Here is a 14299-nt window from a genome sequence, read left to right as displayed (position 1 = left end):
GTGGTGCTCCTTGTCGTCGTTGACAGGTGGTGTCCGGGTGCGAGGGCTGGTGTCTCGCGATGACTCGAAGTGACTGGTGGTGACTGGTGGTGACGGGGTCGGGAATGCGCGGTGGATGCCGGTCGGCGGGGCTGCTCTCGCCCCGTCCGACCGCGCGGCGCCCGGCGCCCCAACGCGCCGTCGTCGTGGTGTGGCCCCACCGTGACAGCCGCCTCTGGCCTTTGTCAATCGTTGTCGATAACGTTATCTACATCGATGCCGAACAGTTCTCCCCTACCCCGGCGACCGCAGCCTCAGCGCCGGGCCCCGACCCGTCCTGGGGGCCGTGCTGGCTCACGGTCGACGACGGCCCGAACGGCGCCACGACGCTCGCCCTGCTGGACGTGCTCTCGCGCCACGAGGTGCCGGCCGTCTTCTGTGTCGTGGGCCAGGCCGTCGCCACCCGCGACGGCGCGGCGGTCCTGCGCGAGGTCGTCGCCCGCGGACACGTCGTCGGCAACCACGGGTGGGACTTCTCCGACCTCGGCGGCCGCACACCGCACGAGGTGCGTGACAGCCTGCGGCGCACCATGGATACCGTGGCCGAGGTCGTGGGTGGTCACGTGCCGGTGCCGTGGTTCCGGGCGGCGAACGGCAGCTGGGGTGCGACCGTGTCGGTGGCGACCGGGCTGGGGATGACGCCTCTGCCGGTGCGCGGCACGATCGACGACTGGCTCACCCAGGACACCGGCATCCTCACCGCCAACCTGCGCAGGGTCACCGAGGCCGGCGGTCTGGTGCTCGTGCACGACGGTGGTGGCGACCGCACGGGTACCGTCCGCGCGCTCGACCGGGTGCTCGGCGAACGACGCGACGAGGGGCGGCTCTTCACGCTGCCGCAGCCGGGCCAGGTGGGCGACCCCTAGACCCGGAGACGAGCCCGGCGAACACACCGAACAATGCGCAGCTCCGCGTGTTGCAACACGGTGTTCTGCACACTGCTCGGTGTGTTCGCGCGAGGGGGCCGCCGGGAGTCAGCGGCGGGGGGCGGCCGTCGACGCCCGCGGCACGAGCGACACCGGCAGGCACACGTGGGTCGGGTCGGGCGCCCGCCCCTCGAGGAGGCCGACGAGCATCTCGAGGGCCGTGGCCCCGATGGTCTTGAGCGACTGGTCGACGGTCGTCAGCGGCGGCAGCGACATCGCCGACTCGGGCACGTTGTCGAACCCCACCACCGACAGGTCCTCCGGAACGCGGAGGCCGAGCTCGCGCGCCACCTCCATCGTGCGGATGGCCGAGAGGTCGTTGGCGGCGAACACGGCCGTCGGCGGCTGCGGCAGCGAGAGCAGCTCGTGGGCGGGCCCGTCGGCGGTCTCGGCGCGGTAGTCGCCGGCCTGCACGAGCGCCTCGTCGACCTCGACGCCCGCCTCGGCCATGGCGCGGCGGAACCCACGCTCGCGCTGCCGGGCCGACTCGAGGTCGGAGCGACCGCCGAGCAGGGCGATGCGCCGGTGGCCGAGGGCGAGCAGGTGCTCGGTGGCGAGCACGCCCCCGGCGAAGTTGTCGGCGTCGACGGTCGGGACGCCGGACGGGCCGGTGTGCGGGTCGACGGCCACGACCGGGATGCCGTTCTGGGCGCCGACGACGGTCGGGGTGACGATGATGGCCCCGTCGAGCAGGGTGCCGCCGAGGCGGGAGAGCGAGCGCCGCTCCCACCCCACCTCACCGCCCCGATGGCCGCCCGAGAACGCGAGCAGGTCGTAGCCCGTCGGGCCGATGGCGTCGGAGACCCCCTTGAGCAGCTCGCTGCTGAAGGGCTCGAACTCCGCGACGAGCACCCCGATGACGTTCGTCGTGTGGCTGCGCAGGCTCTGCGCGCCGAGCGAGGTGGCGTAGCCGAGCTCGTCGATGACGCCGGTCACCTTGTCGAACGTCGCCCGCGAGACGCCGTACCGGCTGTTGACGACCTTGGACACCGTGGCCACGGAGACACCCGCCGCTCGCGCGACGTCCTCCATCCTGACCCGGCCTCCTGGTTGCACGAGCGCAGCCTACCGACCGCGCCGCGGCGGGCCGTTCCGCCGCGACACGGTCACCAGGAGGTGTGCAGCGGGCGTCCCTCGGCGAAGCCGGCGGTGCTCTGCAGCCCGACGACGGCGCGCTCGTGGAACTCCTCGAGCGTGCGCGCCCCGGCGTAGGTGCAGCTGCTGCGCACGCCGGCGACGATCTGGTCGATGACGTCCTCGACCGAGGGCCGGGCCGGGTCGACGTACATGCGCGCCGAGCTGATGCCCTCCTCGAAGAGCGCCTTGCGGGCCCGGTCGTACGCGGTGTCGGATGCCGTGCGGTTGCGGACCGCACGCGAGCTGGCCATGCCGAACGACTCCTTGTACTGCCGGCCGTCGTTGTCGGTGTAGAGGTCACCGGGCGACTCGAGGGTGCCGGCGAACCACGAGCCGATCATGACGTTCGAGGCGCCGGCGGCGAGGGCGAGCGCGACGTCCCGGGGGTGGCGCACCCCGCCGTCGGCCCAGACGTGCTTGCCGAGATCCCCAGCCGCTGCGGCACATTCGAGCACGGCTGAGAACTGCGGCCGTCCGACCGCCGTCATCATGCGCGTCGTGCACATCGCGCCGGGGCCGACGCCCACCTTGACGATGTCGGCGCCGGCCTCGATGAGCTCACGGGTCCCCTCCGCCGACACGATGTTGCCGGCCACGAGGGGCACCTGCGGGTTGAGCGCCCGCACGGCCCGCAGCGCCTCGATCGTCTTCGCCTGGTGACCGTGGGCCGTGTCGATGACGAGCACGTCGACGCCGGTGTCGAGCAGCTCGGCGGCCTTGCCGGCGACGTCGCCGTTGATGCCGACCGCGGCGGCGACGCGAAGGTGCCCACCGGCATCCGTCGCCGGGCTGTAGAGACCGGCACGCAGGGCGGCGCCGCGCGTGAGGATGCCGACGAGCTCGCCGTCCGCGGACACGACGGGGGCGACGCGCCGACGCGACTGCTCGAGGCGCGCGAACGCCGCCCGCGGGTCGAGGTCGTCGGGCAGCGACACGACGTCGTCGTTCATCACGTCGTGCACCTGGGTGTAGCGGTCGACGCCGGTGAGGTCCTTCTCCGTCACGACGCCGACCGGCCGGTTGCCCTCGACGACGACGCCGGCACCGTGGGCGCGCTTGCCGAGCAGGACCAGCGCCTCCCCTGCGGTGATGTGCGGGTCGAGGGTGATCGGCGTGTCGAAGACGAGGTGGCGCGACTTGACCCACGACACGACGTCGCGCACGACCTCGACGGGGATGTCCTGCGGGATGACGGTGATGCCGCCCCGGCGGGCCACGGTCTCGGCCATGCGGCGACCCGCGATGGCCGTCATGTTCGCGACGACGATCGGGATCGTCGTCCCGGTGCCGTCGACCGACGAGAGGTCGACGTCGAGGCGACTCGTCACGTCCGAGCGGCGCGGCACCATGAAGACGTCGTCGTAGGTGAGGTCGAGCTGGGGCTGGAGACCGTTGAGGAACTGCACGAGCGAGCAGTCTACGGGCGCGGGGGGTGCCCATCCGTTCTGCCGACGGCGAAGACCCGCCGCTCCACGACCACCGCAGCGTAATATTGATTACATGATTACGAACACGGACACCGACAAGCTCCGCGGCTGGTTCACCGGCCGCCTGCCCGCCGACTGGACCGCCACCGCCGCCCCCGACGTCACCGTCGACCGCGAGGAGGTGACTGTCGTACTCACCCTGCCCGACGTCGAGCTCGCCGACGCGGGCGACGCCGAGCGGGCCGAGGCCCGGGCCGGCCGCACCAAGGCGTTCCGCGAGGAGACCCGCGACACGCGCATCGACATCGCCCGGGAGGCCGAGCACCGCTTCGGCCGCAAGGTCTCGTGGGCGGTCCGGCTCGGCGACCGCACCGAGCTGTTCACCCACGTCTCCGCCCCGACGATGACGCGGCTCCGCCAGCGCGAGCGCCTCACCCTCGACACGCTCGTGGATGCCGGCGTGGCCCGGTCACGCGCCGAGGCGCTGGCCTGGTGCGTCCGGCTCGTCGGCCGGCACGAGGACGACTGGCTCGCCGAGCTGCGCGAGGCGATGACCCACGTCGAGGACGTCCGTTCGCGGGGTCCGCAGGCCTGACGGCTCCTGTCCGCGGGACCACCCGGGCGCTCAGCCCTCGCGGTCGAGCACCCAGGCGACACGGAAGCCGACGCTCGTCGACCGGCCCGACCCGCCGCCGGGCACGAGGTACTTGGCCGTGAAGTCGGGCCCGCGCACGCCACCGTCGACGTACCAGTCCGAGCCGGTCGCGCGGTGCGCCGAGCCGCCCTTGAGCATGACGAACCGGCTGCGGCCGTCGGAGTGCTCGCTCTCGGTGAGGTTCCACACCTGCGGCTCGAGACGACCCAGTCCGCGCTCCTCGCCGGCGACCTGCCACTCGTCCTCCGTGGGCAGCCGTCCGCCCACCCACGCCGCGTAGGCGCGCGCGTCACCGAGGTCGACCTGCGTCACCGGATGCCGGTCGCTCGCCTCCTCGACACCGCGGCCGACCCACGCGGGGGCGGGTCCACCGGGCACGGCCGGGCGGTGGCCCGTCGCCTCGACGAAGGCGGCGAACTCGCGCTCGCTCACCTCGAGGCTCGCGACGGCCAGCGTCTCGGGGACGTCGACGACCCGGTCGACGGTGCGCAGGTCGTGCAGGCGGGGTGGCAGCGGCTTCCACTCGTCGACGAAGGGCGCCCCGTCGTAGAGGCCGGTCTCGCGGCAGCGGTACCGCACCGTCAGCACGCGGCGGCCGGGCCCGACGACGACGTGGTCGACGTCCGGTCGCCGGCCGTCACCGAGCGCCACGACCGTCGGCGGCGCGACCCGCTCGGCCAGCCGGTGGCGGAAGGCGGCCGACGAGTGCGCGTCGGGGTCGTCGTCGTCAGCTCGACGCAGCCACTCGACGTCGGCACCGGGGGCGGTCTGCCACACCCCGCCCACACCGCGGGCGGGCACCCGCACCTCGACGTCGCCCTCGCCGAGGGGCCGGCCGCTCCAGACGTCGCGCGAGACCAGGCCCGCGCGACCCGGGACGATGACGACGGCATCCTCGTCGCTGCGGTTGACCAGGGGTGTGAACACCCCGCTGTGGTCGGCGAACACGCCGCCGAACACGCCGGCGGTGGCCGCCGCGACACCGAGGTCGGGCAAGGGCGTCCACTGGCCGTCGACGAGGACGTCGGCCAGTCGTCGCTGCACGAGGGAGGCGCGGCGCAGGAGGGCGGCGTCGTGGTCCGACCACCCGACCCAGACCCCGAACACGACCTCCCAGACCATGACGCCGATGCCGTTGAGCCAGGCCGACTGCAGCTCGTCGACGTGGCTGCGGTTCCAGCGGCGCACATGGTGCAGCAGGTGGCGGCGCTCGTACCAGCGCGAGCGCACCACCCCGGGCACCGGGGAGTCGGCGAACCACTGGGCCCACGAGAGCGGGTGGTCGACGAGCCGCGCGAGGGGCAGGGTCGACTCGCCCTCGACGGCGACGCCGGCGCGCGCCGCGGCGAGGGTGTCGAGCAGGGCTCCCCCACCCTCCTTCAGGGTGTCGAGGAAGACGCCGTCGACGCCGAGGTCGGCCACGAGAGAGGCGAGCTCGTCGGCGTCGGGGCCGCTGCGACGGGTGCCGACGTCCCACGGGTTGTAGTCGACGAAGACCCGTACACCCGCCGCGTGGAGCGTGTCGACGAGGTCACGCAGCCCGTCGACGTCGCGGTAGAAGTCCCACTGGTTACGGTCGTCGATGCCGATCGCCGGGTAGGCGTGCCACAGCACGACGCCGTCGAAGCCACCGAAGCGCTCGCGCGCGTCGGCGAGCAGCCGCTCGGGCGTGAAGGTGTGGGTGTCCCAGTCGTACAGCAGCTCGTCCCAGAGCCACACCTGCGAGACGACGAAGCAGCGGCGCGCCCAGGCGAGGTCGGCGCGCTCGTAGAGGGAGCCGTCGTGCCCGAGCCGGCCGCGGGCCTCCTCCCGCCAGCGCCCCAGCGTGTCGCGCCACGCCGGCCAGTCGGCGGGGTCGTCGGGGGCCGCCAGGATCTTGCCCGTGTCGAGCGTCGACAGGTCGGCGCTGTCGTCGAGCGGGACGGCGCGGGGTCGGTCGAGCGGTCGGGGCACGAGGGGGTCGAGGGCCTCATCCACCGGTGGGGCCTCCGTAGGTGTCGTCGTGACGGCGCGTGGTCTCGTCTGCGGTCGGGACGGCGTCCTGAGCGCCCCGCCGTTCGACGGCGATGGATGCCGCCGCCGAGGCCCGTTGCAGCGCAACGCGTTCCGGCTCACCTGCGGCCAGGGCCGCCCCGAGCACACCGCAGAAGGTGTCGCCCGCGCCGGTCGTGTCGACCGCCGTGACCCGGGGGGTGGTGACCGTGACGGCATCCTCACCCCGTCGCTGCAGACGCGAACCGGCGGCGCCGAGCGTGACGAGCACCGCGGGCACGTCGGCCAGCAGCGTCTCGACAGCCTCGTCGACGTCGTCGTGGCCCGTGAGCCCGCGGGCCTCGTGCTCGTTGACGACGAGCACGTCGACCTCGGCGAGCAGCTCGGGTAGCAGCGGCGCCCACGGGGCGGCGTTGAGCAGCAGCAGTGCCCCCTCGCGCCGGGCCCGCGCGGCCTCGAGCACGACCGTCTGCGGGATCTCGAGCTGGGCGAGCACGACGTCGGCCCCGGCCAGGGCCTCGCGCGCGACGTCGTCCAGGCGCACCACGCCGTTGGCCCCGGCCGCGACGACGATGGTGTTCTCGGCCGCGGCGTCGACGGTGATGAGGGCGGTGCCGGTGGGCTCGTCGAGTGACGTCGTCACCGCGCGCACGTCGACGCCGGATGCCGTCAGCGACCTGCGCATGTCGGCGCCGTCACCGTCGTCGCCGACGCAGCCGACCATGAGGGTGCAAGCCCCGCCGGCACGGGCGGCGGCCACGGCCTGGTTGGCCCCCTTGCCGCCGCCGCTGCGGCGGACGGAGCCGGCCATGAGCGTCTCCCCGGGGCGCGGCAGCGCCTCGACGGTGACTGAGACGTCGACGTTGATGCTGCCGACGACGACGACCGTGCCGCTCATGCGCCGACCCCCGCCCGGGCCCGCCCTGCGCCCTCGACGTCCGCCACCCTCTCGTCGGCCTCGCCAGCGTCGTCGCGGCCGCGGGTGGCCAGGCCCAGGGTCTGGGCGGCGAGGTAGTGCAACGACAGATCGTTCGGCCCCGGGAGGCTCGTGGCCAGCCGGTCGTGCAGCGGGGTGACCCATCGCTCGGGCAGCGCCTCGGCCCCGACGACGGCCCCGACCACCCCGCCGACGGTCGCGCCGACGGAGTCGGTGTCCCAGCCCGCGGTCACCGCGAGGGCGGCGGTGCGGCCGAGGTCGCCACGACCGCGCACGAGCGCGAACGCGATGGTGGCGGCGTTGGGCAGCACGTGCACCCAGTGGTGGTGGCCGTACGTCTCGTGGAGGCGGTCGAGGGCCTGCGCGTCGTCGAGGTCGGAGGCGCCCACCTCGCTACCGAGGTCGACCGCCCTGGCCAGCGGACCGTCCGGGTCGAGGACGAGTCGGGCGGTGCGCACCGCCTCGGCGACGTCGTCGACGACGAGTGCGGCCGAGGCCAGCGCGGCCGCCCACAGCTCGCCCTCGGCACCGGCTCCGGTGTGGCTGAGACGGGCGTCGACGGCGGCCGACGCGACGGCCGCCGCGAGGTCGCCGGGGTGGGCCCAGCCGTGCACGTCGGCCCGGATGAGGGCGCCGATCCACTCACGGAACGGGTTGCGCACCAGCGCCGCCCGGTCGGGCTTCACCCCTTCGAGCAGGTTGCGGTAGGCCACCCGCTCGGCGGTGAAGACGCGTCCGGCCGGGAGGTTGTCGAGCCACGCCTTGGCCACGTCGTCGGTCTGCAGCGCACGGCCGTCGCGGCGCGCCTGCTGCAGCAGCCGCAGGGCGAGGACGGCGAAGTTGAGGTCGTCGTCCTCGGGCATTCCGTCGATGTTCTCGGCCAGGCTGGTGGGGGCGCTGCGCCGGTTCCACGGCCAGGCCCGGGCCACCTCGTCGCTGAGGCCGCGGGCGGTGAACCAGTCGTCGAGCGGCCACCGGCCGGTGTCGCGCAGGATGGCCTCGATGCCCCGGCGCGGGATCTTCTCGACCGGCTTGCCGAGCAGGCAGCCGGCGGCCCGCCCGAGCCACGCGCCGTGCAGCCGGTCGGCCAGCTCGTCGGTCGGGCCCGCCGACGGGAGGGCGGTCGCGGCGCCACGGGCGCGCGCCACCGCGGCGGTCGGGTCGAGGTGGCAGGCGGGGGTCCGTTCGTCGATCACGTCGAGCAGCTCGGTCGCGAGCGCTCTCAGCGCCGGGGGTGCCGGGGTCTCGGCGGCCCCGCTGACGGGGACCTCGAGCCCACCGCCGGCGTCCTGCCACCGCCGCTCGAGGTCGTCGACGTCAGCGCCCTCCGCGCGCGCCTGGACGAGGCCGTGCAGCAGGAGGTCCTCCGGCTGCACCCACGTCAGCCTCACGCGGTGGCCCCGTCGAGCAGCGACCCCAGGGCACCGAGCCGCTCGAGCAGCCGGGCGCGGTCGGCCTCGAGCACCTTCACGGCGACGTCGGCCATGAGCTCGCCGGCCGCCGTCACGTCGATGCGGCTGTTCGTCTCGACGGTGCGCAGCCACTCCTGCGGCACGACAGACGCGCCACCGAGGCCGCCGCAGACGGCACCGGCCATGGTCGCGATCGAGTCGGAGTCGCGGCCGTAGTTGACCGCCCCGAGCACCGACGCGGTGAAGTTGGCGTCGTGTGCCGCCACGAGGCCGAGGGCCACCGGCAGCTCCTCGATCGCCTTGGTGCGAGAGGGGCGTCGCGCGTCGGGGGCGGGCTGGCGGTAGGTGGGCCCGACGGTGTCGAACGGCTCGACGGCGGCGCGCAGCGCGGCCTCGAGCGCGTCGGGCTCGTCCGCGCGGTGGGTGCGACCGGCATCCACGACCGCCTCGACCGCGGCACGGGTGCCGTCGTGCGCGACGTGCGTCGCGGCGTCGAGCACGGATGCCGTCGTGGCCCCGGGGGCGAGGGAGGCCGCCACCGCGGCGGCGAAGACACCGGCCGCCTCGCGGCCGTAGCTCGACTGGTGCGGGGCGGCGACGTCGATCGCCTCGGCGTAGGCCGCCTCGGGGTCACCGGCGTTGGCGACGCCGACGGGCGCCATGTACATCGCCGCTCCGCAGTTGACGATGTTGCCGACCCCGGCCTCGCGGGGGTCGACGTGGCCGTAGTGGATGCGGGCGACGAGCCACTTCTCGGCGAGGAAGATGCGCTGCAGCAGGATGGCCTCGCGCTCGAGCTCGGGCACCCACGTCGGCTCGCCGATGAGTCGCGGCACGAAGTCCTCGGCCACGGCGTAGGCGTCGAGGTGCGCGCCCCGGCTGGCGTAGGTGTCGATGAGCGCGCGGGTCATCAGGGTGTCGTCGGTGATGTGCCCGTCGCCCTTGTGGTACGGCGCGATTGGGCGCGCAGTGTCCCAGTTGGGGTACCACGGCGGCACGATGCCGGTGACCCGACCGCCGTGCCGCTCCTGGATCTGCTCCGGCGTCCAGCCCTCCGTCGCCCCGCCCAGCGCATCGCCCACCGCGGCGCCCGTCACGACGCCGATGATGCGCTGTCTCAAGTCGCTCACTGTCTGCTTCCTCGTTCTCTCGTTCGTGTCGTCGTCACGCGGGCCGGTCACGGGCGCACCCACGCCCGTGACCGGCATTGGACTCAGCGGTTGACCTGGGCGAAGCCGTCGGTCAGGGCCTGCTGCAGGCCCGCGTCGTCGATCTGGTTCGCCAGGTACTTCTGGTAGTTCGGCGTGGCGATGGTGTCCTTCCACTGCGTGTACGCGTCGACCGTGAGGAAGGGGGCGCCGGTCAGACCCTTCGCCGACTCCATCGTCATGGCCCAGCCGTCCTTGCCACCGGTCTTGCTGAGGATGGTGGCGCGCGCCTTGTTCGAGGCGGGGATGAGCGCGTCGGCCTCGTTGAGGGTGGCCATGTTCTCGGCGTCGGCGAAGTACGTGGCGAACTCGGCGGCGCGGTCGACGTTGGCCGAGTCGGCGTTGACCGACAGGGTCTGCGGGTTGGCCGCCTGCTTCGTGCCGGCCGAGCCTGCCAGCGGGGGCAGCTCGACCCAGTCGACGCCGGCCGGCGCGTCCTTCGCCATGTTCGCGGCCTGGTAGGAGCCCTGCACGGTCATGGCCGCCTTGCCCGCGTAGAACGAGGCGAGGGCCTGCGAACCGCTCTGGGTCAACGAGACCGGGTCGATGCTCTTGTCGTCGTACGCCATCTTCTTGACGAGCTTGGGCAGGGCCATCTCGCCCTCGCCGACGGTGATCTTGGCGTCCTTGCCGGTGCCCTCGAAGTACGTGCCGTCGGAGGCGAGGGCGAGGCTCATGAACGTCGCCGTCGGGCTCTTGAGGCCCCACGAGACGCCGTACTGGCCAGACTTCGTCGTGGCCTTGGCAAGGGCTTCGAACTGGTCGTAGGTCATCGACGAGCCGGTCGGGACCTGCTGGCCCGCCGCCTCGATGAGCTTCTTGTTGGCGAAGACGACGTAGGTCTGCAGCTCGGTCGGCACCCCGACGACCTTGCCGTCGACGGTCACGGAGTCCCAGACGCCCTGGTCAACGTCGCTCTTGAGCTCGGCCGGGATCTTGCTCGTGAGGTCGGCGAGGTAGCCGTCCCGCGCGAAGGGCACGATGCTCGCGGCCTCGTAGTGGATGACGTCGGGCGCGGCGTTGCCGTTGAACTGCGTCACGAGCTTGTCGTAGACGCCGTCCCAGCCGGCCTGCACGATCTCGACCTTGGTCTCGGGGTGGGCGGCGTTCCACGAGTCGACGATGTCCTTGACCGCGGCGATGGCCGCGGGCTGGTCGCTCAGCGACTGGAACTTCAGGGTGACGGACCCACCGGTGCCACCGGCGTCCGCTCCTCCCCCGGTCGTGGCCGAGCCCTGGCTGCAGGCGGCGAGGGTGAGGGCCGCGACGGCCAGTGCACCGACGGCGAGGCGACGGGTTCCCATGGTGTGCTCCTTTGCGTGATGGGTGAGTCGTGCGAGGTGGGGCGGCAGGGCGCTCAGCCCTTGACCGACCCCGTGAGCAGGCCACCGGTGAGGCGGCGCTGGAGGACGGAGAAGATGACGAGGCTGGGGATCGTGGCGAGGACGGCGCCCGCCGCCAGCGGGCCGAGCGCGACCTTCCCCTCGCCGCCGACGAACATCTTGAGGGCGACGGGGAGCGTGTAGTTCTCGGGCGACTGGATGAGCACGAGGGCGAAGAAGAACTCGTTCCACGCCGCGACGAAGGAGAACATCGCCGTGGCGACGATGCCGGGCATGAGCAGCGGGAAGACGATGCGGCGCAGGGTCTGGAAGCGCGTCGCGCCGTCGATGGCAGCGGCCTCCTCGACGTCGGTCGGGATCGCGGCGACGAAGCCCTGCAGCATCCAGAGCGCGAACGGCATCGTGAACGTCGTGTAGACGAGGACGAGCCCGAAGAGGGTGTCGACGAGCGCGACCTGCCGCAGCACGAGGAAGAGCGGGATGATGATGAGGATGACCGGGAACACCTGGCTGACGAGGATCCAGGTGATGCCGACGGTGCGCAGCCGGCCCTTGAACCGGGCCAGCGCGTAGGCGGCCGGCATCGAGAGCGCCACGACGAGCACCATCGACAGCAGCGACACGATGAGGCTGTTGACGGCCGACCGCGCCAGGCCCTGCTTCTGCAGCGCCTCCGTGTAGTTGCCCCAGTTGAGGCTCTTGGGGATGACGTTCATGTCGAGCGCGGCCAGCTCGCTGCTCGACTTCACCGACGCGGAGACGAGCCACAGCAGCGGGAAGCCGAGGAAGACGATGTATGCGGCGAGGGCGAGGTACTGGCCGACGCGGACGACGGGTCTGGTGCGCATGGCTCAGGCCTCCTTCTTGAACTGCGACCGGAGGAAGCCGAAGAGCAGCAGCACGACGACGATGACGAGCACGACGCCCATGGCGGCGGCGTAGCCGATGTTGCGGTTCTTGAACGCCTCGAGGTAGGTGAAGAGCATCGGCAGCATGGTCTGCCCGCCGGGCCCGCCCTCGGTCATGACGTACACGAGGCCGAAGCTGTTGAAGTTCCAGATGAAGTTCAGCGACGTGATCGACACGACGATGGGCCGCAGGGCCGGGAGCACGACGGCGCGGAACCGCTGCCAGGCGGAGGCGCCGTCGACGGCGGCAGCCTCGGTGAGCTCGAGCGGGATCTGCTGCAGGCCGGCGAGCAGGGTCACGGTGGTCTGCGGCATGCCGACCCAGACGCCGACGACGATGACGGCCGGCAGGGCGGTGTTGAAGTCGCCCAGCCAGTTCGTGTCGCTCGGCAGGCCGACGGCGCCGAGGGCGGCGTTGAGCGGGCCGCCGTTCGGCGTGTAGATCATCGTCCACATGATCGCGACGACCACGGGCGGCATGGCCCACGGGATGAGCGCGAGCAGCCGTGTCAGCGAACGGAACCGGAGGTTGCTGTTGAGCAGCAGGGCCAGGCCGAGGGAGAGCACGAGCTGCAGCAGCGTCACCGAGACGGCCCAGATGATGCCGATCTTGAAGCTGTTCCAGAAGAAGGAGTCGCCGGCGAGACGCCCGAAGTTCGCCAGGCCGACGAAGTCGGCGGTGTCGTTGCGGCGCAGGGTCGCGTCGGTGAAGGCGTACCAGACGCCCTGCAGCAGGGGCAGGACGCTGAAGACGACGATCGGCACGAGTGAGGGCACGACGAGGGCGAGGGCCTCGCGGCGCTGCTGGCTCGAGCGGTCGTGTCGCTTGCGCGGCTTCGACGGCTGGGGCCGGGCCGCCGTCGGCGCGGGCGGGGTGGCGACGGTCATCGTTGACCTCTCGGGGTGACGGGTCGGGTGCGTTGTCGAGTGCGCTGGTGAGCGTTCTCTGCGGTCGGCGTCGGGGCGGCCTCGATGGCCGCCTCGGTGGGCGCCCCGCTCGACTCGCGCACGACGAGGCGAGGGGCGACGAACTCGCCGACGACGGGGGCCTGGGGGTTCTCGAGGCGTCGGAGCAGCAGCTCGGCCGCGAGGCGGCCACGCTCGTGGGCCTCGAGCGACACGGTCGTCAGCGACGGGCGGAAGATCGCGGCCATCTCGATGTCGTCGACGCCGACGACGGCGAGGTCGCCCGGCACGGAGCGCCCGGCGGTGAGGGCGGCCCGCGCGAGACCGAGGGCGATGAGGTCGTTCGCGGCCACGACGGCATCCACCGGGGTGCCCTCGTCGGTCGCGGCGACGACGCGCGACCACGCGACCTCCCCCGCGGCGACGGTGAAGTCACGTGCCTCGACGACGTCGGCCCGGATGCCGGCCCGCTCGGCGTCGCTGCCGGGTGCGGTCGCGCGGGTGAACCCCTCGAGGCGCGAGCGGCCGGGGACGGTGTCGGCGGGGCCGTTGACGAAGGCGATGCGCCGGCGGCCGGTGGCGACGAGATGCGCCACCGCCGCCTCGACGCCGCGCGCCGAGTCGGTGCGCACCGTGTCGAGGGCGGCGTCGGGCCCGGCGTCACCGATGACGACGACGGGGACGGGGGCCTTGACGAGCGCGTCGATGAGCTGGGGCGAGCGGCGCAGCGGGCTGATGATGAGGCCGTCGGCGGCGCCGCGGGACAGGCCCTGCACGAGCTCGACGAGGTCGTCGGGGCGGCGGCCGGTGCTGCTGACGAGCAGCCGCGAGCCGGAGCCGAGCAGGCCGGACTCGACGCCGTGCATCATCTGCGCGTAGACGGGGTTGGCGATGTCGTCGACGGCGAACGCGAGCTGGAGGCTGCGGCCGAGCTTGAGTGCCTTGGCCGCGGCGTCGGGGACGTAGCCGAGCTCGAGGGCGGCGCGTCGGACGCGCTCCTCGGTGTCGGGGCGGGCGCCGAGACCGTTGAGGACGCGCGAGACCGAGGCGATGGAGACGCCGGCCCGTTCGGCCACCTCGGTCACGGTGGTTCGCCGCGGCATCCTCGCCTCCTCGCAATCTGTAAACGTTTACAGCAACGGAGTGAGCATGCCCGCTCGACGCCGTCGACGTCAAGCGCCCGGCCTCGACGACCGGCGCCCGGACCGAGCCGCCGGGGCGGCGAACGGGTGCGCGTCCGCGACACGAGGCCATGTATAGTGAGGGCCGCGCCGGAGGGATCCGGCGCCTCGTGTGCCCGGGGCCTCGCCTCCCCGGGTGCAGGCGGCCAGGTAGCTCAGTTGGTAGAGCGTCCGACTGAAAATCGGAAGGTCGGCGGTTCGACCCCGTCCCTGGCCACCACCTCGACG

12 protein-coding genes and 1 tRNA gene are annotated in these 14299 nt (G+C 73.0%); 3 read left to right on the top strand and 10 right to left on the bottom strand.

Annotation, left to right across the window (positions count from 1 at the left end):
• Positions 1-104 precede the first annotated feature (104 nt).
• Positions 105-905: a polysaccharide deacetylase family protein gene (locus tag DFJ68_RS00600; protein ID WP_121030159.1), complete on the top strand. Its 801-nt coding sequence runs from the start codon at positions 105-107 to the stop codon at positions 903-905.
• A 108-nt stretch (positions 906-1013) separates the two neighbouring features.
• Here DFJ68_RS00600 and DFJ68_RS00595 read toward each other — a convergent pair whose 3' ends face one another.
• Positions 1014-2021, bottom strand: a complete 1008-nt coding sequence (locus DFJ68_RS00595; protein ID WP_245963363.1) for a LacI family DNA-binding transcriptional regulator — start codon at positions 2019-2021, stop codon at positions 1014-1016.
• A gap of 50 nt (positions 2022-2071) precedes the next feature.
• Positions 2072-3508, bottom strand: coding sequence for a GuaB1 family IMP dehydrogenase-related protein (locus DFJ68_RS00590; RefSeq protein WP_121030154.1), 1437 nt, complete (start codon positions 3506-3508; stop codon positions 2072-2074).
• Between the two features lie 94 nt (positions 3509-3602).
• On the opposite strand from DFJ68_RS00590, the gene DFJ68_RS00585 reads away from it, so the two are divergent.
• The gene (locus DFJ68_RS00585; protein WP_121030152.1) at positions 3603-4124 is read left to right on the top strand and encodes a hypothetical protein; all 522 of its coding nucleotides are present in this window, start codon (positions 3603-3605) and stop codon (positions 4122-4124) included.
• 30 nt (positions 4125-4154) lie between these two features.
• Here the strand turns inward: DFJ68_RS00585 and DFJ68_RS00580 are convergent, their stop codons facing one another.
• The 8 genes from DFJ68_RS00580 to DFJ68_RS00545 form a co-directional block, all read right to left on the bottom strand.
• Complete coding sequence (locus DFJ68_RS00580; RefSeq protein WP_121030150.1) at positions 4155-6161, bottom strand: SUMF1/EgtB/PvdO family nonheme iron enzyme; 2007 nt, start codon at positions 6159-6161, stop codon at positions 4155-4157.
• On the bottom strand, positions 6154-7074 hold the full coding sequence (locus DFJ68_RS00575; protein WP_121030148.1) for a ribokinase: 921 nt from the start codon (positions 7072-7074) through the stop codon (positions 6154-6156). Before DFJ68_RS00575 ends, DFJ68_RS00580 begins: the two co-directional genes overlap by 8 nt.
• The gene (locus DFJ68_RS00570) at positions 7071-8489 is read right to left on the bottom strand and encodes an ADP-ribosylglycohydrolase family protein (protein ID WP_245963362.1); all 1419 of its coding nucleotides are present in this window, start codon (positions 8487-8489) and stop codon (positions 7071-7073) included. The genes DFJ68_RS00575 and DFJ68_RS00570 overlap by 4 nt, the downstream gene beginning before the upstream one ends.
• An 11-nt stretch (positions 8490-8500) precedes the next feature.
• A complete protein-coding gene (locus DFJ68_RS00565; RefSeq protein WP_211333237.1) occupies positions 8501-9655 on the bottom strand; it encodes an ADP-ribosylglycohydrolase family protein in 1155 nt (384 codons plus the stop codon).
• An 83-nt stretch (positions 9656-9738) separates the two neighbouring features.
• A complete protein-coding gene (locus tag DFJ68_RS00560) occupies positions 9739-11037 on the bottom strand; it encodes an ABC transporter substrate-binding protein (protein WP_121030142.1) in 1299 nt (432 codons plus the stop codon).
• A 53-nt stretch (positions 11038-11090) separates the two neighbouring features.
• Positions 11091-11924: a carbohydrate ABC transporter permease gene (locus DFJ68_RS00555; protein ID WP_121030140.1), complete on the bottom strand. Its 834-nt coding sequence runs from the start codon at positions 11922-11924 to the stop codon at positions 11091-11093.
• Positions 11925-11927: 3 nt separating this feature from the next.
• Positions 11928-12872 carry a carbohydrate ABC transporter permease gene (locus tag DFJ68_RS00550; RefSeq protein ID WP_121030138.1) on the bottom strand — a complete coding sequence of 315 codons (945 nt, stop codon included), beginning with the start codon at positions 12870-12872 and terminating at the stop codon, positions 11928-11930.
• Positions 12869-13993, bottom strand: coding sequence for a LacI family DNA-binding transcriptional regulator (locus DFJ68_RS00545; protein ID WP_121030136.1), 1125 nt, complete (start codon positions 13991-13993; stop codon positions 12869-12871). Before DFJ68_RS00545 ends, DFJ68_RS00550 begins: the two co-directional genes overlap by 4 nt.
• 222 nt (positions 13994-14215) lie before the next feature.
• Here DFJ68_RS00545 and DFJ68_RS00540 point away from each other — a divergent pair.
• Positions 14216-14291: transfer RNA gene (locus DFJ68_RS00540), tRNA-Phe, on the top strand.
• Positions 14292-14299 lie beyond the last annotated feature (8 nt).

This window comes from Terracoccus luteus, assembly GCF_003635045.1.
In the GTDB taxonomy this organism is placed as follows: domain Bacteria; phylum Actinomycetota; class Actinomycetes; order Actinomycetales; family Dermatophilaceae; genus Terracoccus; species Terracoccus luteus.
This window is presented reverse-complemented; position numbering and strand designations above follow the sequence as displayed.